Annotated in this window: 19 protein-coding genes; 8 read left to right on the forward strand and 11 right to left on the reverse strand. The window is 47.5% G+C overall.

From position 1 onward, the window contains the following. Positions 1-19 precede the first annotated feature (19 nt). The 9 genes from hemW to proC form a co-directional block, all read right to left on the reverse strand. Positions 20-1216: a radical SAM family heme chaperone HemW gene (hemW, locus tag FXF61_RS01370; RefSeq protein ID WP_151183582.1), complete on the reverse strand. Its 1197-nt coding sequence runs from the start codon at positions 1214-1216 to the stop codon at positions 20-22. Continuing rightward, complete coding sequence (gene rdgB, locus FXF61_RS01375; protein WP_151183583.1) at positions 1213-1797, reverse strand: RdgB/HAM1 family non-canonical purine NTP pyrophosphatase; 585 nt, start codon at positions 1795-1797, stop codon at positions 1213-1215. Before rdgB ends, hemW begins: the two co-directional genes overlap by 4 nt. Continuing rightward, entirely contained in the window at positions 1794-2219 is a 426-nt protein-coding gene (locus FXF61_RS01380; RefSeq protein WP_151183584.1) for a DUF4426 domain-containing protein, read from the reverse strand. The genes rdgB and FXF61_RS01380 overlap by 4 nt, the downstream gene beginning before the upstream one ends. A gap of 18 nt (positions 2220-2237) precedes the next feature. Then, positions 2238-2840 (reverse strand): methionine biosynthesis protein MetW, encoded by a 603-nt coding sequence (gene metW, locus FXF61_RS01385; protein ID WP_151183585.1) that lies wholly within the window; start codon positions 2838-2840, stop codon positions 2238-2240. 7 nt (positions 2841-2847) lie between these two features. Further along, the gene (locus tag FXF61_RS01390) at positions 2848-3987 is read right to left on the reverse strand and encodes a homoserine O-acetyltransferase (protein ID WP_151183586.1); all 1140 of its coding nucleotides are present in this window, start codon (positions 3985-3987) and stop codon (positions 2848-2850) included. A gap of 77 nt (positions 3988-4064) precedes the next feature. After that, on the reverse strand, positions 4065-6044 hold the full coding sequence (locus tag FXF61_RS01395) for a dynamin family protein (protein ID WP_151183587.1): 1980 nt from the start codon (positions 6042-6044) through the stop codon (positions 4065-4067). Positions 6045-6154: 110 nt separating this feature from the next. Continuing rightward, a complete protein-coding gene (locus tag FXF61_RS01400) occupies positions 6155-6454 on the reverse strand; it encodes a DUF167 family protein (RefSeq protein WP_151183588.1) in 300 nt (99 codons plus the stop codon). After that, positions 6451-7056 (reverse strand): YggT family protein, encoded by a 606-nt coding sequence (locus FXF61_RS01405; RefSeq protein ID WP_151183589.1) that lies wholly within the window; start codon positions 7054-7056, stop codon positions 6451-6453. Before FXF61_RS01405 ends, FXF61_RS01400 begins: the two co-directional genes overlap by 4 nt. 9 nt (positions 7057-7065) lie before the next feature. Beyond that, positions 7066-7884, reverse strand: coding sequence for a pyrroline-5-carboxylate reductase (proC, locus tag FXF61_RS01410; RefSeq protein WP_151183590.1), 819 nt, complete (start codon positions 7882-7884; stop codon positions 7066-7068). 336 nt (positions 7885-8220) lie between these two features. On the opposite strand from proC, the gene FXF61_RS01415 reads away from it, so the two are divergent. From FXF61_RS01415 to FXF61_RS01425, 3 genes are read left to right on the forward strand one after another with little or no spacing between them, the layout of a single operon-like run. Beyond that, entirely contained in the window at positions 8221-9255 is a 1035-nt protein-coding gene (locus FXF61_RS01415; RefSeq protein WP_151183591.1) for a type IV pilus twitching motility protein PilT, read from the forward strand. A gap of 39 nt (positions 9256-9294) precedes the next feature. Further along, on the forward strand, positions 9295-10440 hold the full coding sequence (locus FXF61_RS01420) for a PilT/PilU family type 4a pilus ATPase (RefSeq protein WP_151183592.1): 1146 nt from the start codon (positions 9295-9297) through the stop codon (positions 10438-10440). Positions 10441-10460: 20 nt separating this feature from the next. Next, the gene (locus FXF61_RS01425) at positions 10461-11150 is read left to right on the forward strand and encodes a cytochrome b/b6 domain-containing protein (RefSeq protein ID WP_151183593.1); all 690 of its coding nucleotides are present in this window, start codon (positions 10461-10463) and stop codon (positions 11148-11150) included. Between the two features lie 83 nt (positions 11151-11233). Here FXF61_RS01425 and FXF61_RS01430 read toward each other — a convergent pair whose 3' ends face one another. Beyond that, positions 11234-11701, reverse strand: a complete 468-nt coding sequence (locus tag FXF61_RS01430; RefSeq protein WP_151183594.1) for a cytochrome c — start codon at positions 11699-11701, stop codon at positions 11234-11236. Between the two features lie 579 nt (positions 11702-12280). Here FXF61_RS01430 and FXF61_RS01435 point away from each other — a divergent pair. From FXF61_RS01435 to FXF61_RS01455, 5 genes are all read left to right on the forward strand, one after another. Next, on the forward strand, positions 12281-13381 hold the full coding sequence (locus FXF61_RS01435) for a polyamine ABC transporter substrate-binding protein (RefSeq protein WP_151183595.1): 1101 nt from the start codon (positions 12281-12283) through the stop codon (positions 13379-13381). A 115-nt stretch (positions 13382-13496) separates the two neighbouring features. Beyond that, on the forward strand, positions 13497-14591 hold the full coding sequence (locus FXF61_RS01440) for a polyamine ABC transporter substrate-binding protein (protein WP_178087237.1): 1095 nt from the start codon (positions 13497-13499) through the stop codon (positions 14589-14591). A gap of 61 nt (positions 14592-14652) precedes the next feature. Continuing rightward, positions 14653-15807: an ABC transporter ATP-binding protein gene (locus FXF61_RS01445; RefSeq protein ID WP_151183596.1), complete on the forward strand. Its 1155-nt coding sequence runs from the start codon at positions 14653-14655 to the stop codon at positions 15805-15807. 26 nt (positions 15808-15833) lie between these two features. After that, positions 15834-16715 carry an ABC transporter permease subunit gene (locus FXF61_RS01450; RefSeq protein ID WP_178087329.1) on the forward strand — a complete coding sequence of 294 codons (882 nt, stop codon included), beginning with the start codon at positions 15834-15836 and terminating at the stop codon, positions 16713-16715. Next, positions 16712-17560: an ABC transporter permease subunit gene (locus FXF61_RS01455; RefSeq protein ID WP_151183598.1), complete on the forward strand. Its 849-nt coding sequence runs from the start codon at positions 16712-16714 to the stop codon at positions 17558-17560. Before FXF61_RS01450 ends, FXF61_RS01455 begins: the two co-directional genes overlap by 4 nt. 109 nt (positions 17561-17669) lie before the next feature. Here FXF61_RS01455 and FXF61_RS01460 read toward each other — a convergent pair whose 3' ends face one another. After that, on the reverse strand, positions 17670-20060 hold the full coding sequence (locus tag FXF61_RS01460; RefSeq protein WP_151183599.1) for a penicillin acylase family protein: 2391 nt from the start codon (positions 20058-20060) through the stop codon (positions 17670-17672). Positions 20061-20889 lie beyond the last annotated feature (829 nt).

Consider the following 20889-nt stretch of genomic DNA (forward strand, 5'->3'; position numbering starts at 1 on the left):
CATGCCGTTTGTCTAGGGTTTAACGCTCAGGAGCTAGAAAAATTTGCAATAAATCATTTAGAAACAACTGCCCTTGTGCGCTGGCCGTTAAACGTTCTGGATCATTACTCAGTAAACCGCGTTGACGGGCTTGTGTTAGCCCATCGAGCAGCACCTCAGTAGATAGACCGGTGCGCTCGCTAAACAGCTTGAGCGCCACGCCATCAGTCAGCCTTAAGGCATTCATTAAGAACTCAAAGGGGAGGTCGTCAGCGGCTAGAACTGAGCGTCCTGCTAGGAAAGGTGTCTCACAATCTAAATAGTCACTGGGTTGACGGGTTTTCCATGTACGCTGAATGCGCCCGTGTGGGTCGCTGACTTTGCCATGCGCGCCGGCACCAATGCCAATAAAATCACCAAAGGACCAATAATTAACATTGTGCTGCGCCACTGCTTCGGCACGTGCATAGGCCGATACTTCGTATTGGATATAACCGTGCTGAGCCAGCAAGACTTGCCCCGCTTCTTGAATATCCCAGAGCACATCATCTTCAGGCAACAGTGGCGGCTTACTCCAAAATACCGTATTGGGTTCCATGGTCAGTTGGTACCATGACAGATGTCTGGGCGCTAAGTCGATGGCTGTTTGCAAGTCAGCTAAGGCTTCTTCGGGCGATTGATCAGGCAAGCCATGCATTAAATCGAGATTAACATTATCAAAGCCAGCTTGGCGTGCCATCTGCACTGCGGCAATTGCTTCAGTTGCTGAGTGCACACGACCCAAGGCGTGTAACTTGCTGTCTTGAAAACTTTGAATGCCGATCGATAGGCGGTTAATCCCCAGCGCACGGTAGGCGGCAAATTTCTCTTGCTCAAAAGTGCCAGGGTTGGCTTCTAAGGTGATTTCAATGCTCGGGCTAAAAGGCAGGCGCTGTTCAATACCCTCTAATAAAGTCTGTAAGGCGTGCGCAGAAAATAAGCTGGGTGTGCCACCGCCAAAGAAAATAGAGTCTAACTGACGGCCATGGGCATGCGCTAAATCAAGCTCTAAGTCGGCCAGCAATGCAGCAACATACGCCTGTTCAGGTAGCTCAGGGCTTGCCGCATGCGAGTTAAAGTCGCAGTAAGGACACTTACGAATGCACCAAGGAATATGCACATACAACGCCAGCGGGGGCAGTTCAAAGCCATGCTCAAGCGGGCGCTGTAGGCTTAAATCAGATGTAATTAGGCTCATAGCGACAGCTGTTGTTTAAGCAGCTGCATGGCTCGAGCGCGATGACTGAGTTGATTTTTAATCGCGCTGGGCAGTTGTGCGCTGCTGCAATCCTGTTCGGCGACATAAAACAGAGGATCATAGCCAAAGCCATGCTCACCCGCTGGCGCATGCAGAATACGACCGTGCCAGCGTCCTTCACAGATGATCGGCAAAGGATCGTTGGCGTGCTGCAATAAGGCTAATACGCAAATAAACTGAGCACCACGCTGTGCGTCCGGCACGCCTTGTAGTGTGTTGAGCAGTTTTTGGTTATTACCCGCATCGCCGCCTATTGCGCTGTAGCGCGCTGAGTAAATTCCCGGTGCGCCCTTTAAGTAATCAACAGTTAAACCTGAGTCATCCGCTAGCGCTGGTAAGCCGGAAACTTGGCAGGCATAGCGGGCTTTTAAAATAGCGTTTTCAATGAAGGTCAAACCCGTTTCTTCTGGCTCAACTTCAGTGAACTCACTGACTGAGCGAATCACGACCGCGTCGCCCAGTAGTGCTTGCAGTTCGCGCAGCTTGCCAGTGTTATGACTGGCTAAAACAAGCTCTTTCATAAATCAGGGAACACTTCTTGATTGAACTTTAAGGTATGGGTTTTACTGTCGCTGTCGGTTACTTGCAGCTCAAAGCGCAACAGTTCTTGGCTGGTAATGGCAAATTGAGTCAAGTAGTAAACGGCATCGCCTTCATCAATTTCTTTAAAGGTCAGGACGTGTGTTTGCCCGAGTAGGTTTTTAAAGCTGCCGGAGACCGCACCTTTTTGTCCCTTGCCATTTTTGACCATTGATACATTCAAAACAGCTTGGTTTTTGCTGCGATTTAAGCCGACCGCTTTGGCGGTGTCAGGTTGTAAAAAGGTTGAGTTAAAGATGTTGTAATGTACATCCAGCTCACCGTAGCTTTGTTGGCGCTTAACTTCGGCGTGCGCAGCAAACGCCATAAAAAAACTTAAACTTAGAGCCAGTAAATAGCGCATAGCGATAAACTCCTTTAGTTAACGAGCATTAGCACCGGTCACACGGTAAATACCAATTTCACCGAGTAAGTTGGGCCAGATTCGATTGCCAATATTGTGGCGATGCTGGCGATCTACCGCAAGACGATCTAAGACAGTCATTTGCATATCACGGCACAACGCCTCAAAGTCAGCAAAGGTGCAAAAGTGAATGTTAGGTGTGTTGTACCATGTATAAGGTAAAAAGTCTGAGACCGGCATGCGGCCCTTGTGCGCCAAATACCAGCGGCAACGCCAATGGCCAAAATTTGGAAAGGTGATAATACAAGTGCGCCCAACACGCAGCATTTCTTGCAAGATTTTATCCGGATAATGCACCACTTGCAGTGCTTGCGTCATCACCACTACGTCAAAACTGTTGCTGGCAAAGTTGCCCAAACCCAAATCGAGGTCTTGCTCGATGACATTAACGCCTTTTTCGACGCAGGCGGCAATATTGTCAGGATCGATTTCTAAACCATAGCCGGTGACATTTCTATTGTCTTGCAGCCACGATAAAAGCTCACCATTACCGCAACCTAAATCCAACACGCGGCTATTAGCGGGAATCCATTGCTGGATAATTTCTAAATCTGCTCTCATAAATGCCTCACACGCTGATGCGGTTCATGTAGCCACGAAATGCTTGCAGGTAACGTGGGATTGGAATCAGGAAAGCATCGTGACCTTGCGGTGCATCAATCTCTAAATAGGATACGTTCTTTTTCGCATCTATCAGAGCGTCGACAATCTCGCGCGAGCGGGCGGGGGAGAAACGCCAGTCTGTGGTAAAGGATACCAGTAAGAAGTTAGCTTTTGCTGCACTGAATGTTGCTGCTAAATCACCGTCATGTTTGGCTGCTGGGTCAAAATAGTCGAGTGCTTTAGTCATCAGCAAATAGGTGTTGGCATCAAAGCGGGTCGAAAACTGCTCACCTTGATAACGTAAATAACTTTCAACTTGAAACTCAACGCTATGAAAATCATAGTTGAGTCGGTCCGTTCTTAACTCACGGCCAAATTTCTGGCCCATTGAGTCATCTGATAGATAGGTAATGTGCCCCACCATGCGCGCTAAAATCAGGCCGCGCTTGGGCACTTTGCCTTCTTCAACAAAGTGCCCTGCATGAAAGTCAGGGTCAGTTAAAATAGCTTGCCGTGCCACTTCATTAAAACCAATATTTTGAGCTGATAAGCGCGGTGCAGCAGCAATTGCCACGCAATGGCGCACGCGCTCGGGGTAGCTGATGGTCCATTGCATCGCTTGCATGCCGCCTAAACTGCCACCAACAACCGCGGCCCATTGCGCAATGCCCAGTTGGTCAGCGAGGCGTGCTTGACTGTGCACCCAGTCTTCGACAGTGACGATAGGGAAGTCTGCGCCGTAGACTCTGCCTGTTTTCGGGTTGCGACTGCTCGGACCAGTGGAGCCGTGGCAGCCTCCTAGATTATTCAGGCTGACGACAAAGAATTTGGTCGTATCAATGGCTTTGCCCGGGCCGATGCAGGCGTCCCACCAGCCAGGTTTGCGATCCTCAATGCTGTGATAGCCCGCCGCATGATGGGTGCCAGACAGCGCATGACAGATGAGCACTGCATTGCTGGCTGCGGCATTGAGCTTGCCATAGGTTTCATAGATCAGTTCGTATTGATCAAGGGTGCGGCCGCAGGCTAAGTTCAAGGGCTCATCAAAATGAGCCACCTTAGGGCTGACTAAACCGACAGAATCTGCAGGAAAAACGGAAGACACGGCAACTCTCTCCAAAGTAAGAGATGCAGTCTAAAGAGCCTAGCCAGTCGCGGCAAGGTGTATGCAGTATTCGTAGCTCAATCTTTGCCGGTTGCAGTCAGTGGCGTTGCCAGTTGCACAACTTTAGCGTGACGACGCTGCGGTGCTGGACGGCTAATATTGCGCAGGATTTCCTGTGCTTCTATCTGCTGCGCACTCAGGTCGCTAATAAATTGATTGAGTAATTGATTGCGTTGCTGGCTGCTATGCGCGGACTGAGCTAATGATTTTAAGCGTAAAATGTGGTTTTCTAACAGTTGTTTTTGCTCAAGATTTTGCTGAATAAGTGGGGTTAGCGCATTATTTGACCAGATCAAGGTGTCATGACGTATGCGTTCATGCTGACTGATTGCTTCTTGTACGAGCGTAGAAAAAAAGCGTCGGCTTAATTGATATTGTTCAGTCAGTAATGTTTTTATATTGCGGCGAAAGCCGTCCGCTTTAGTGCGTAATAGCTCGAGGTCTCGCCTATAGCGTTTAACCCTTAAAACAGGAATCTCAATGCCGATAGCCGGTTGCTCTAGGTCATGGCGTAAGTAGATTGCCCGTATCATTTTGTTAGCCATCAACGCTTCATTTTCAAATGCATGCAGGTTGTTTTCAAGGGCTTTAAAAAAGTCAGTAATGGCGCGATTGATACCCAGTGTTGTCCAGCTGTTAGTAAAAGTTTTTTGTGTATCTAAAATAGTGTTCTTCAGTGCGTGGGAGTTCATTAAGGCGCAAAGAATATCCCCTTGGCGATGCAGTAAACGTTGATTGCTTTTTAGGTTGAGTAGCTTGCTGTGGTAGGCTTGGTGCTCAATTTTTGCTTGCTCAAGTAAATCTCGTAACACGCTAGAGTTGCTGTGCGGTTGCTGATTAAGTTGTTGTCTTTCTGTGTCAGCTAACTGTATGCGTTGGCTCATACGTTTTTGGCTGCTACTCAGCAGGGTGCACAGCTGTTCAACAATGCTGCGCTCTAAATGCTGCTCCTTTTGTGCCACAACATGTCTGGATAGCGTGTCCTCTAGTGTTTTAATACGGCTGCGCGCTAACAGTTCAGGGTCGTTGTAAATTTTAGCTTGTAGCGCGCCTTTGGCCGATAAAGGTAAGACTTGTGAGGGTTCCAGGCCGAGTATTTGTGCGGTCTGATTTTGGATCATCTGGATGCTGTATTCGGCGAACGCATCATGGTTAAGACTGTCCCACAGTGTGTCTATTTTATTGAGAACGGCGAACTGTAGCGTTGGCTGGGCGGCTTGATGTGGACGTACATAGTCCTGCCAAATCGCCATGTCACTGGCTGTAACGCCGCTTTCTGCGGATAACAAAAACACAATAGCTTGCGCTTGCGGCAGTAACGATAAAGTCAGTTCAGGTTCGCTGCCTAAAGCATTCAGACCCGGCGTATCAATAATGCGTAAGCCTTGACGCAGTAGTGGGTGATCAATATTGATCAAGGCATGGCGCCAGGCAGGAATTAAGACATGCTCAGGCAGTTCGGCGGGCTCTAATGTATCAGGCAAAAAGCCCAAGGCAATGGCTTCTTCCGCTGCTACGCTTTTGGTTTGCGCAATATGCGCGAAAGCATGAATCAGACTGTCCGTATCAGAGTAGTCCAGATCAATACTGAGCCAGCGCTCAGGGTGTAGTTTAAGCTCGGTTATGCTGTGGTTATAGTAACGTGTTTCAATAGGCAGCAATTGTATTGAAGATGCAGCTTGGCCAGAGTCAAAAAAAATCTCTGTGGGGCACATGGTTGTGCGCCCTGCCGCAGAAGGCAGCAAGCGTTGACTAAAATTTGCAAAAAACAGGCTGTTGATCAGTTCCGTTTTGCCGCGTGAAAACTCACCAATAAAAGCTAAGGTGATATGGTCTGCGCGCAGCGACTTTATGCTTTGTTCAAGTTGTTTGAGCAGCTCTGGTGTGTCCAGTTGGTTACGTGCCAGCCATGTACGGTAGCGCATGATTTCTCGAATCAGTGAGCGCTTCCACAGTGCATATTCATCCATATGTTTGTGCAGCGATTGCATGTTCATTCAATGTCCCTTTTGAGGTGCAAGCAAATGGACTGAGCTGTTCACTCATGTAAAAACTATTCACTAGCAATGACGTAACACAATTGCCTGAGACAGTTTAGCTCACTGTTTTAAATTACTAAATGTTTAAACTCAGGTCGTTCTGGAATTTGGTTTGGCTTGCTGATGCGCAGGCGTTTTTGTCTACTAAGTTCGCCGCTTTCTATCTGTATCGCGTGTTTGGGTACAGCGAAGGCCTTACTTAGAAATGCAATGAGTTGGTTATTGGCTTTGCCGTCCACTGGCGGAGCATTGAGGCGTATTTTAATACGCTCGCCATGCAAACCGACAAAGTCACTGTGTTTGGCACCGGGCTGCAGATGACACAATAAAATTAGGTCATCGGCATCCCAGCGCACATACGAGGTCATAAAAAAGGACTGACCAGCGCGCGAATTGGACCGGTTAAGCCGGTGCTCACAGCTAGGTTGGTAATCACTAAGCGCTCCAGTAAGTTTATCGCAATAAATGCAAAAATCGGCGAGATGTCTAAGCCACCTAGGTTGGGCAATAGGTTGCGAATCGGTGCGAGCATTGGCTCGGTAATTTGCTGAGTCAGTTGTGCACCAGGGTTATGACTGCCGGGTGCGACCCATGACAAGATGACACTAATGATCAGCGCAAAGAAAAATATTTTTAAAAATATGCTGCCAATCGCAATCAGAGACCAGGCCAGTATATTGGGTATTAATTGCAGCACATCAACACCTGAAATGGCGAGAATACTGCTGATTAAGATCAGCTGCAGCAACACTGCCAGCACCAAGCCAGCCAAGTCGAGACCGGCTACGCTAGGGATCAGTCGCCGTAAAGGGGCCAGCAGCGGCTGAGTGGCTTTGACCGTGAATTGGCACAGTGGATTATAAAAGTCGGCGCGTACCAGCTGCAGTACAAAGCGCAGCACGACGATCAGCAAATAAAGCTGGCCTAATGTTTGAATAATATAGATAAGTGATTCAGTAAGTCCTGACATGCAGCCCCCTTATGAGCTCAATTGTTGAGCAAGCTCTTGCGAGCGTGATGCGGCGCTGCGTACAGCGGTATCCACTAATTGGTTAAAGCCACCTTGTTGAAACGCATCAATTGCGGCTTCTGTTGTGCCATTTGGAGAGGTGACCTGTAGTCGTAGTTGTGTCGCATCTAACGCACTCTGGCAGGCCATGCTTGCAGCGCCTTGCGCAGTATACTTAGCAAGTTGTGCGGCAATATCTTCAGGTAAACCCAGCTTTACTCCGGCTTGAGTGATGGCCTCAATCAGTAAGAAAAAGTATGCAGGCCCGCTACCGGATACAGCCGTTACGGCATCAATCAATTCTTCTGTGTCCAGCCACACCACTAGGCCTACTGCAGATAATAAAAGCTCTGCTTGTTCACGCTGCTGTGCAGTAACATGCTCTGTTGCGTACAGGCCGCTGACACCTTGTTGTATTAATGCCGGTGTATTGGGCATGCAGCGGATAATCTTGTTAGCACCTAACCAGCGGCTTAAACTTAAGCTGGTGATGCCCGCTGCGATGGAAATGAGCAATTGCTGTTCAGTAAGATGCGGCGCGAGTTGCTCACACACTTGGCGCATTATTTGTGGCTTAACTGCAAGTACAATGATGTCAGCGTCTTTAACAGCTAAGCTGTTGTCAGTGAAGGTCTTGATTGCGTATGCATTTTGCAGTGCTTCAAGTTGAGCTACGCCTGGATCGCTGGCGCGAATGTGTTCAGCGTTGACACCCTGCTTGCATAAACCGCCAATTAAGCTGGCTGCCATATTGCCAGCCCCTATAAATGTAATCTGTGTGTTGCCCACGTGGTCAGGCTCCTCTATCGCTGATGCAGTTATGAAAAATATAGATGCAGGATACATAGCGCGGAAATAGTGTACGCAATGATTCATTGCAGTTACAGATTGTGCTCTGCTCAGCAAATTTACGCAAAAACTGCCATAGTCACGAGAGCTTAACAAACCAATGCGCGATTTTAGTTTGGCAAATGCTTAAATAATCAATAAAGCTGCAAGCGACTTCACAGCTTGTAACGGCAAGTTTTGCATTATTGTCTGCTATCGTAGACAGTATTTATATCGAAATAAACCGTACAATAATACAGCGGCATATTAACTGTTGGTTTGTGATTGGGGAATTGCATGGATATTACTGAACTGCTGGCATTTAGCGCCAAACAAGGTGCGTCTGATTTGCATTTATCATCGGGTTTGCCGCCTATGATACGTGTCGATGGTGATGTACGCCGAATTAATTTGCCCGCCATGGAGCATAAGCAAGTTCATGCGCTGATTTACGATATTATGAATGATAAGCAGCGCAAAGATTATGAGGAGTTTTTAGAAACTGACTTCTCTTTTGAAGTGCCTGGTGTGGCGCGTTTTCGGGTCAACGCATTTAACCAGAACCGTGGTGCAGCGGCAGTGTTTCGTACCATTCCTTCCAAGGTGCTTTCGATGGAAGATCTTGGTTTAGGTGAAGTGTTTCGTAATATCGCCGATGTGCCGCGCGGCTTAGTGCTGGTAACAGGGCCAACTGGTTCAGGGAAGTCAACCACGCTGGCAGCACTGATGGACTATTTAAATAGCACTAAATATCAGCATATTCTCACTGTTGAGGATCCTATTGAGTTCGTGCATGAGTCAAAAAAATGCCTGATTAACCAGCGTGAAGTTCACCGTGACACCCATGGTTTTAATGAAGCGTTGCGCTCTGCTTTACGTGAAGATCCGGATATCATCTTGGTCGGTGAGATGCGAGACTTAGAAACCATACGCTTAGCACTGACCGCTGCAGAAACCGGTCACTTAGTTTTTGGCACCTTGCACACCACCTCGGCTGCAAAAACCATTGACCGTATTGTGGACGTGTTTCCAGGTGAAGAAAAATCCATGGTGCGCTCCATGTTGTCGGAGTCGTTACAGGCGGTGGTCTCGCAAACCCTGCTGAAGAAGGTTGGTGGTGGTCGTGTTGCTGCGCATGAGATCATGTTGGGTACTCCTGCTATTCGTAACCTGATCCGTGAGGATAAAGTTGCACAAATGTATTCAGCGATCCAGACCGGTGGGGCGTTAGGCATGCAGACGCTAGACAGTTGCTTAAAAGGCCTGTTGGCGAAAGGCTTAATCAACCGCGACAGTGCACGTGAAAAAGCGAAATCTCCAGAGAACTTTTAAGCCTTCGCGACTCACCTCTAAGGTGAAAGAGGATATGCCATGGAATTTGAAAAGCTTTTACGCTTAATGGTTGAAAAAGGTGCGTCTGACTTGTTTATTACAACAGGTGTTGCGCCTTCAATGAAAATCAACGGTAAAATCATGCCAGTCACTAAGACACCTTTGTCGCCAGAGATGGCGCGTGAAATGGTGTTGGGTGCGATGAACGAACAGCAGCGTCGTGACTTTGCTAAGCAGCTGGAGTGTAACTTTGCTATTAGTGCACGCGGTATTGGTCGTTTTCGAGTCAGTGCTTTTTATCAGCGTAACTTGATTGGTATGGTGTTGCGCCGTATTGAAACAACGATTCCGAGCCTCGAAGACTTAAAACTGCCAGAGATTTTGAAAAAACTGTCCATGACCAAACGTGGGTTGGTGTTGTTTGTCGGCGCCACAGGAACGGGTAAGTCGACTTCGTTGGCTGCAATGGTGGGGCATCGCAATAGAAACAGTTCTGGGCATATCATTTCGATTGAAGATCCGATTGAGTTTATTCACCAGCACAATAAATGCATTGTCACTCAGCGCGAAGTGGGGATCGATACTGAATCATTTGAAGTGGCTTTGAAAAACACACTGCGCCAAGCGCCTGATGTGATTTTAATTGGTGAGGTGCGTACTCGTGAAACTATGGATTACGCAGTAACTTTTGCCGAAACTGGCCACTTATGTCTAGCTACGTTGCACGCTAATAATGCTAACCAAGCACTGGATCGCATTATTAACTTCTTTCCGGCTGATCGTCACGAGCAGGTTTGGATGGATTTATCGCTTAACTTGCGTGCTATTGTTGCCCAGCAGTTGGTGCCAACGCCTGATGGTAAAGGCCGACGAGCTGTTATTGAAGTATTAATCAATACGCCACTTGCGGCAGATTTAATCCGCAAAGGTGATGTGCACGGCTTAAAACCTTTAATGAAACGCTCGACAGAGCTGGGCATGCAAACCTTCGATCAAGCGCTGTACGCGCTGTATACGCAAGGTGAAATAACCTATGAAAATGCTTTGGCGCATGCGGACTCAGCTAACGATTTGCGCTTAATGATTAAATTGGGATCAGAAGTAGCTGCTGATCATTTGAGCAGTATGCCGACTGGATTATCGTTAGAAATTTCTGATGAAAATATAGATCGGCGTATGCGTTAACTTAAAAAGGAGTTGGGTAGATGGGTAAACAAATACGAGTGTGGGATGCACCGTTACGTATATTCCACTGGCTACTTGTCGTCAGTGTGGTGGTCGCTTTATATACGGGTTGGCTCGGAGGGAGCTGGATGGCCTGGCATGAACGCTCGGGCCTCGTGATCATCGGCTTGCTGAGCTTTCGTATCGCTTGGATGCTATTGGGCTCAACCTACGCACGGCTATCGACGTTACTGTGCTCACTGTTGGCACTACCGCGTTACTTTCGCGGAGAGTGGCGCCAGTTAGGTCATAACCCATTGGGTGTATTGTCTGTTTTTGGGATGCTCGGCATACTTACATGGCAAGCCGTCAGTGGCTTGTTTACTTCGGACGATATTGCCTTTACTGGGCCTCTGTACAGTTTTGTTAGTCGTAGCTTAAGCAGTGATTTAACGCGTCTGCATAAACTGGGTATGTGGTTTATTATCGGTTTCATTGTTGTGCATATACTGGCGATTGCTGCCCATTTTGTGCTTAAGAAGCATAACTTGGTCAAGCCCATGCTGACGGGTAAAACTGAGCAAGAATACCCAGAACAAAAGCCAGCCAAAGGGGGACATTGGCTTGCTTTTATATTTGCTGTAGCAATTGCTTTGGGTGGTGTGTATTTGGCATCTGGCGAGTGGATAAGCAAGCCTCCGCAGGCACCTGCTGTAACGCCTGCTTGGTAAACAAGTAACACATTACCGCAATAAAAAAGGTCGCCAATAGGCGACCTTTTTATTTCATATAATCGAGTAACTAAGCGTAAAGCTTAGTCCATGCGATATTTGTCGTGGCAACCTTTACAGCCGTCACCCGCTGCTGCAAATGCTTTAGCAACCAACGCTTTATCACCCGTTGCTGCTGCTTCTGCGAGTTCGTTTGCCGCTTTGTTAAAGGCTACACCAACTTTGACAACACCTTCACCGTCAGTAAACATTTCAGGCTTAACGGCTGTTTTTGTGTCGCCAATGTTTTTCTCAGTACCTGGGCCGTACAGAGCACCCATGCCTGAGTTGGCTGTTGCTGCAATGCTGTTTGCTGCGGCTTGTACTTGTGCTGGATCCCAAGCAATACTTTCATCAATAGCCATAGCTTTGATTTTTTCCATGTTCCAGCTCATAAAAGCGTAACCGGCTTTACGAAAGTGGATTTGATCTTCCGGATCAATTTGTGCACTTGCGCTGAAGCTAGCTGTTAAAAATAGTGCAGCTAGGCTGCCAATCATTAGTTTTTTCATCAATGTATCTCCTTTTATAGCAACATTGCCCTAGTTATCTTCTAGGTTGTTGCGGGGTGGTGCAGTAAACGTTTGCATCGCCAAGACAATTCGTTAGCGAGCTATTATCATCATGCTCAGGGTGCAAAACATGAGTGATGACTTATAATGACATCCACTGGGCTATTAAGCCTAGGACTAATAATAGCGTAAATAATGTTTTAAAAAATTATATACAATAAAAAAGACCTCTACTGTAGCAGAAAATGTTGCAAGGTGTTGGTGATACAAACAATTATAACGCTGATTCTGGCTCGCTATCAGACATCATTGCTTCTGTGTATCGCAGTGCCATCAATAGTATTTATTTGCCCAGACTCTAACCTATGAGGGGCTGAGCAGAGAAGCAGAACAATACGGCACAACGTGCTAGTTTAGGGATGCACATTGTGTGTTAAATGCATTTGCAATCATTGTGACACAATAAAATAACCCAATTGAACCGTTACATCTTGAGTCCAGACGCAGACCTTGCCAGACTTCATATTGCGCGGCCATGACGCGCATTTAGCCTGACCCACACAATGAACTAAAGGAGCTATGCACGTGAAAAAAACAAAGCAAACACTATTGGCCGCTGCTGTAAGCATGGCAGTTATCGCTTCAGCACAAGCTGAGCAACGAGAACTCAATGTCTACCATTGGTCTGATTATGTTGCACCGCACACCATCAGTAACTTTGAGAAACAAACTGGTATCAAAGTGATCTTTGATGTCTATGACAGTAATGAAGTGCTTGAAGCTAAACTGCTGTCCGGTGGTTCTGGTTACGATATTGTGGTGCCGTCGAATCCTTTTCTGGCCAAGCAAATAAAGGCAGGTGTGTACCAGAAGCTTGATAGAGCTCAGCTGCCACTGTGGGATAACCTCAATAAAGATTTGCTCAGCACGCTTGAAGTCAGTGACCCAGGCAACCAGTACTCGATTCCATATATGTGGGGTTCAATCGGTATGGGTTATAACATTGATAAAGTCAAAGCTGTGTTAGGTGATCAACCGGTTGATACTTGGGATTTGATTTTTAAGCCTGAACATATCAGCAAGCTGCATGAGTGTGGTGTGGCCTTGTTGGACTCGCCGTCAGAGATTATTCCTACCGCGCTGCATTACTTGGGCTTACCTGCGGACAGTACAAAACCTGAGGACTTAAAACAGGCTGAAGAATTACTGCTGAAAATTCGCCCTTATGTCACCTATTTTCACTCGTCTAAGTACATCTCAGACTTAGCCAGTGGCAATATTTGCATGGCGGTTGGTTATTCGGGTGACCTGTATCAGAGCAAGGCGCGTGCTGAAGAAGCCAGCGGTAACGTTAAGATTGACTACCAAATCCCCAAAGAAGGTGCGGGTACATTCTTTGATATGGTGGCGATTCCTAACGATGCTAAAAACGTGACGGAAGCCCACGAGTTTATTAATTACCTGCTGCAGCCCCAAGTCATGGCTGATCTGACGAATTATTTGCAGTTCCCTAATGCCAACGATAAAGCTACGCCCTTAGTGGATGAGTCGATTCGTAATGATCCAGGTATTTATCCACCTGCAGAAGTGATGAGCAAGCTGTATACTTTCCCTGATGTTCCAGCCAAAACACAGCGAGTGATGACGCGCAGTTGGACTAAAATTAAATCAGGTCGTTAATCTTACTAATAGGCTGCGCTGTTGTTCTTCTACTATGGATACAGCGCACGCTCTAGCGAAGTGTCAATATTAGGCTGCCCAGAGCAGCCATTTTTAACAGAAGGAGGACGGGCTATTGCCTAGATCGATACAGAGTGTTGTGCTGGCTGCGACAGCGAGTGTACTGATGAGCACTGCAGCCTTTGCAGATTCTAAAGTTCATGTATATAACTGGTCTGACTATATCAGTAAACCGGTGTTGGAAGACTTTACTGCGCAAACGCAAACGCAGGTCATCTACGATGTGTTTGATTCTAACGAAGCCTTAGAAGGTAAGTTATTGGCCGGTGGCACTGGTTATGATGTGGTTGTGCCATCAGATCACTTTTTAGCGCGGCAAATTCAAGCCGGTGCTTTTGGCAAGCTTGATAGAAGCTTGCTGCCTAATTGGGATAATTTAGATCCGCAGCTGATGCAACAGGTTGCCAGTAATGATCCAGGCAATCAATACGCCGTACCCTATCTTTGGGGTACCAATGGCATTGGTTACAATGTTGATAAAGTGAAAGAAGTATTAGGTGTTGACCATATTGATTCTTGGGCCGTTTTATTTGAGCCGGAAAATATGGAAAAACTTAGCAGCTGTGGTGTGGCATTTCTGGACTCAGCTGATGAAATGATTCCCGCTATGCTTAACTATTTAGGCCTAGACCCTAACAGCCATAAGTCTGCAGATTACAAAAAAGCTGAAGAGAAACTGGCTAAAATCCGCCCCTATGTCACCTATTTCCATTCATCGAAATATGTTGGTGATTTAGCCAATGGCAATATTTGTGTTGCAGCTGGTTTCTCAGGAGATGTGTTGCAAGCTGCTGACCGTGCCGATGAAGCTGGGCAGGGCGTGCGCGTGGCATATAGCATTCCCAAGGAAGGCGGTAATTTATGGTTCGATATGTTAGCGATTCCGGCAGACGCTAAAAACGTCGAAGAAGCACACGCGTTTATCAATTACTTGCTCGATCCAGCAGTGATTGCCCAAGTCAGTGATTATGTGGGTTATGCTAATCCCAATCGCTATGCGTATGAGCTGATGGATGAAGATGTACGCAACAATCCAGCGGTTTATCCAGAGCAGGCCGTGCTGGACAATCTATTCGTTTCACAGTCGTTGCCCAGCACTGTACAACGTATAAAAACGCGCAGTTGGACACGCTTTAAATCTGGAAAGTAATCATTTTTTAAGTTAAAAAAGCTCAGCCCTTTGGCTGGGCTTTCTGCATTGGGAGAACCCTATGGCAATACCCTCAGGCGCGTACAAGAAAGCACTGGCTAACTTGCAAAAGCCTAAAGACGTGTTGGTTAAAATTGAACGCGTCACTAAGTATTTTGATGACACCTTGGCGGTGGATGAAGTCTCGCTGAAAATCAATAAAGGTGAGATTTTTGCTCTGCTTGGCGGTTCGGGTTCTGGCAAGTCGACATTGCTGCGCATGCTGGCTGGCTTTGAAACACCAACAGAGGGGCGCATCATCCTTGATGGTGTAGACATTACCCACATGCCACCCTATGAGCGTCAGATTAATATGATGTTCCAGTCTTATGCGTTGTTTCCGCATATGACCGTTGAGCAGAATATTGCCTTTGGCTTAAAGCAAGACCGTCTGGGCAAAGAAGAGATTGCCGAGCGCGTCAATGAAATGCTGAAACTGGTGCACATGACTCAATACGCCAAACGTAAGCCACACCAGCTGTCTGGTGGTCAGCGCCAACGTGTGGCCTTAGCCCGTTCTTTGGCTAAACGTCCTAAGCTATTGCTGCTGGATGAGCCAATGGGAGCGTTGGATAAAAAACTGCGCTCACAAATGCAGCTTGAATTGGTAGAGATCATTGAGCGTGTTGGTGTGACCTGTGTGATGGTCACCCACGACCAAGAAGAAGCCATGACCATGGCTGAGCGTATCGCCATTATGCACCAAGGCTGGATCGCGCAAGTGGGTAGCCCGATGGATATCTATGAAACGCCGGCCAGCCGTTTAGTCTGCGAGTTTATTGGTAACGTCAATTTGTTTGAAGGTGAAATCATCACTGATGACTCTGACCATGCGGTGATTATCTGTCCCAAGCTTGAGCGTCCAATTTATATTGGTCACGGTATTACCAGTCTGGCTGAAAACAAGCGTGTGACCTTTGCTTTGCGCCCAGAAAAGCTTTTACTGAGCAGCACTAAGCCCGAAGATCTTGAGCATGAAGATTACAACTGGGCCAAAGGCATTGTGCATGACATTGCTTACCTAGGCGGTCACTCGGTGTACTACGTGGAGTTGCCTGCAGGCACTATCGTGCAAGCATTTATGGCGAACTCAGAGCGTAACGTGACACGACCCACCTGGGACGACGAAGTGTACGTGCATTGGGTCGACGACAGTGGCGTGGTGTTTCAATCATGAGCATGCGCAACACATTACGCAGGATACTGCCTAAGGGCCGTCATGCAGTGATTGGCGTGCCATTTTTTTGGATGCTGCTGTTCTTCTTATTACCTTTTGCCATTATTTTAAAAATCAGCTTTGCTGAAGCGGATATTGCCATTCCGCCATACACTAGCCTGACTGAGTGGGCAGATCAGCAGCTGACGATTTTACTAAATTTTGGCAACTACGTATTACTCAGTGAAGACCAGCTCTATATCTCGGCATACTTAGGCTCATTAAAAATAGCCCTCGTCAGTACGCTGCTGTGCTTGTTGATCGGTTACCCGATGGCCTATGCCATTGCGCGCTCGAGTAAGCAGATGCAGCCGGTGTGGTTGCTACTGATTATGATGCCGACCTGGACTGCATTACTGATTCGCGTGTATGCCTGGATGGGCATTCTTAGCAATAACGGTTTACTCAATAATACCTTGCTGTGGCTGGGTGTGATCAGTGAGCCGTTGCAAATTCTTAATACCAATATTGCCGTGTATATCGGTATTGTTTATGCCTACTTACCCTTTATGGTGTTGCCGTTGTACGCAAATCTGGTTAAGCATGATTTGTCATTGTTAGAAGCTGCAGCCGACTTAGGTGCTAAAAGTTTTAGCGCATTTTGGAAGATCACGGTGCCGCTATCCAAAGGTGGGGTGATTACTGGTTGTATGTTGGTGTTTATTCCAGTGGTGGGTGAGTTTGTTATTCCAGAATTGCTTGGCGGTCCAGAAACTCTAATGATTGGTAAAGTGCTGTGGCAAGAGTTCTTTAACAACCGCGATTGGCCTGTGGCGTCTTCCTTGGCCGTCATTATGCTGTTGATTCTGATCGTTCCGATTATTTTATTTAATCGTAACCAAGCCCGTGAATTGGAGGGCAAGGCATGAGGAAATTCAGCTTTTCACGCTTTATGCTGATTGCAGGCTTGCTGTTTATTTACCTGCCCATGCTGATTTTGGTGATCTACTCCTTCAACGCCTCGCGGCTGGTGACGGTGTGGGGCGGTTGGTCAACCAAATGGTATGCCGGCTTATTGGATAACACTCAGCTGATGAGTGCCTTGATGCGCTCCTTGGAAATTGCCACTCACACGGCGATTGCAGCAACCGCATTGGGCACTTTGGCGGCACTGGTATTGACCCGTATTGGCCGCTTCCGTGGGCGTACCTTGTTTGGAGGTATGGTCACCGCACCGCTGGTGATGCCTGAAGTGATTACCGGTTTGTCCTTGCTGCTGCTGTTTGTGGCAATGGCACAGTTGATTGGCTGGCCGATGGAGCGTGGGCTGGTCACCATCTGGATTGCTCATACGACGTTTTGTACGGCATATGTAGCGGTGGTGGTATCGTCACGGCTGCGCGAGATTGATCGCTCGATGGAAGAGGCGGCGATGGATTTGGGTGCTAAACCATGGAAAGTGTTTTTCCTGATTACTGTACCTATGATTGCGCCATCCTTAGCGGCAGGCGCTATGATGTCCTTTGCCTTGTCACTGGATGACTTGGTGTTGGCCAGCTTCGTTTCCGGCCCAGGTTCAACTACGTTACCGATGGAGATCTTCTCGGCGGTGCGTATGGGGGTTAAACCCGAAATCAATGCCATTGCCAGCTTGATTCTGTTGTTTATTTCTCTGGTGACCTTTTTGCTGTGGTTCTTTACTCGACGTGCAGAAATGCGTCGTAAAAAAGCCATGCAGCAGATTAAAGAGTTGGAGCGTGCTGGGCAGGTATAGGCACTGCTAAATTAGGCACTGTTAACTAAAATGGCGCAGCTTACATAAATAGGCTGCGCCATTTTAGTTTGTGTCAATAAACGTCAAACCTAGCTTAGGTCAGACTCTGTTATTGCGGCAGCAAACGCAAGGTGCTTTGCGTATGCTCCTTGATGTCTTTATCAGCTAAGTGCTGTTGAAAATACTGACCTTGCATATAGGCATGGGCTTGGTCGGCGTAATGCTTATCAAAACGTACTCCGCTTTGCCCGAGGGGATTAATGCCCAGTGACTTATCTGCTGCGGCAAAATCAATAATGCGCCGTGTTGACGGTCCGTATTCGACGGCCCATGGTGCGCTGCTATAGCCGCTAGAAAAGTTATTGGGCATCTCATGTCCACCGGGTGCGGCAAAACTACCAATGTTCAATATGCTATCGAGCGGTGATTGCTCCCCGAGAGGATGCTTGTGGGTCAAGGTGTGCGTTGTGCCCCAGAGCCAATCATTTGGATCTGAACCAAAGGTTGTACGCAAATGCCATAACGCTGCTTGCCATGCTTGGGCAACAACCTGCTGGCGGGTCTGTTGTTCGCCGTTGGCATGGTTATGCCACCAAGGTGATTGTGGGTCAGCGGCCAGTAGAGGTAGGGCGCTGTCAATGATGCGGGTGCGCAGCAAATTTGCAAACACCTCGTCACCCAGCTCATCAAGCATCGCAGCCTGTAGCAGTTGCTGGGTAAACTCGGTAAAAAGGCTGGGTAGGTAGCTATCAACGGGATAATCACCCTGCCATTCGCTCAGTTGTTTAATCAGTTTCTTTTCTTCATTGCCACGGGCAATCGCCTTTAAATCCTCAAGCAGCGGGCTGAGTAAGCGCTGAGCATAGCCGGTGCGGATACCCAGCTGTACAGCTTGACTGTTTTGTGTATCCCATTGCACATCAGGTTGGCTTAATTGCTCAAGCAGCTGTGCGCCGCGGTCAGCTAAATTGTAGTAACCGGGTAAAGGCACTTTGTTTGGTGATGGCGGTAGAAAATTAGCGGAAACAATATAGCCACGAGCGGGGTTCTCTTCTTGTGGGTTATCGCTAAATGGATAAAATCCGTACTTTTTACTGCTCGCTGAATGGCTGTCAAGAATAAAAGAAGGTTGCGCAGATTTGTCACGGATCGGCATTTTTGCAGCCGCCCACCAGGCAATATCACCTTGGGCATTGGCCCAAACGATATTAAGACCGGGGGCATGAATTTTACTGGACGCTTGGCGTGCCTTATCCAATGTATTGGCGCGGTTTAACTCATAGAAAGCCTCTAAAATAGGGTTTTCAGTTTCTAAAAACGACCACCACATGGCAATTGGTGTATCGCTGCTGTGTTCACTTAGGATGTCATTGATAATTGGGCCGTAGGCCGAGTCATGCAGGATTAGCTGCTGTGGGTCTTGGTCTTTAACCACAATCCATTGGGTTTGTTTGTTCAGTGTTTGCCATTCATTATTGTGCCAGACTTGCTCTGGGTCTTCAGGGTTACTCTTGAGTGCAATTAGATCCAAGTCATCATTTTGAAACATAGTGACTGTCCAGCCAAACTCCTGATTATGACCGAGTAGGGCAAAGGGGTTCAGGGCTTGGAAGTGCCCATACAGCTCAAAATCAGGTGTTTGCAGGTGGGCTTCGTACCATACTGCTGGGACGGAAAAACTAATATGCGGGTCGCCGGCGAGTAAGGGCTTGCCGCTGGCGGTTTTGGAACCGTCCAATACCCAAGCATTGCTGCCCTCAAATTGCGGCAAACCAGCAGCAAACAAGGCTTCTTGGCTCAGTTGTGCAACGCTATGCAAGAGCGACCAATCGTCTGTACTGAGGCTGGGCTGGGCTGTGTTTGCCAGTGCACCAGTGCTGGGGAGTTCAAGGTCAAAAATAGCCAAATAATCAGCGCCTAGTTGTTGGCGAATATAGCTTAAAGTCGGCTCGGTACGAAAAGCGGCAGCAAAGCTGTAAGCTAAATAACCGGCAATACTGATGGTGTCTTCCATGGTGTAGGGGCGCGGATTGATTGCGAGGAGGTCAAACTCAACAGGTTTGGCACCTTGTGCTTGGAACTGATTAACACCGTCCAGGTAAGCTTGCAAAGCCTGCGCTGGCGCCGTGCTTTGATCGATCGTTTGTACATACTGCTGGGCATGTTCATATAAGCGTAAGGTGCGAAATAAGCGGTCGAGTTTGACGGTTTTTTCGCCGAGAATTTCCGACAGCTCTCCGCGCGCTAGTCGGCGCATGATCTCCATTTGAAATAAACGGTCCTGCGCCTGTACATAGCCCAGTGCGCGGTAAGCGTCCAGTTCATTTTGTGCTTGGATATGCGGCACGCCACGCTCGTCATAGTGCACGTCAACGGGCGCAGTCAGTTCGGCTAGCTGCATATTGCCGCTACGCTGTGGCAATTTGTCTTGGATGTACCAGGTTGCAATCAACGCACAGCAGCCAATGAGTACGCTGCAAAAGATAATAAAACGTTTCATCGTTGTTGAGCCTACATAACGCGTAAATATATTGAATAGAGTCAGCATCTAGCGTGACATAAAGTTGATCTCTGCGCTGCCTCGCTAAAAGGGCGCAGAGGTTGTTGTCAAACTTATCAAAATAAAGCGATTAAAGAGCTGTTTTTTTTGAATGAGTTGATAAGGCGTGTGAGTTAAATCACGGCTTTAAAGCCTCGACTTATGGCTTGTAAAACTGCAATATCGGCAAGATAAAGCCAGCCATAGGTGACCCGTGAGTCACCTATGGCTGGCTACAATAATAAGAAACATCTTGGGGATTGCTATGAAGATTCTACTGTATCCAGCGATTAAACTGATGAATCGCTTAAGCTTTGCGATGAAATTTAGTTTGATTAGTGCGCTGTTTTTTTTACCGATGCTGGTCACCAATTTTTACTTAGTGCGTGACTCCTATAACGACTTTGTACATACACAGGCCGAGATAAATGGTTTACAGCTACTGGATAAGAGCTTGAAGACCACCGCGCAGCTTGAGGATTGGCATGATTTATTGCAGATCAATGCAGTGATAGGCCAGGGCGGGGCCAGCGGTGATTTAGAACAGCGTATCGAGGGGTTGCAGCAGCACATTAGCAGTCAGTGGCAATCTTTACAGCTGTTGCAAGGTGACGAGGAGCAACGTGCTGATTTTGCGGTAAAGCGCGATCAATTGTTACAACGCTTAACTGCAGTTGGTGGTGAAGCCTCTTTACAAAATAGTGCAGTTTTAGCCAGTGAGCTGTTGGCCAGTGGCGTGCTATTTAATCGTTTTATCGCCAGTTTGACAGGGTTGAGCCAAGATTCTCAA

The organism is Pseudomonas sp. C27(2019) (genome assembly GCF_008807395.1).
In the GTDB taxonomy this organism is placed as follows: domain Bacteria; phylum Pseudomonadota; class Gammaproteobacteria; order Pseudomonadales; family Pseudomonadaceae; genus Denitrificimonas.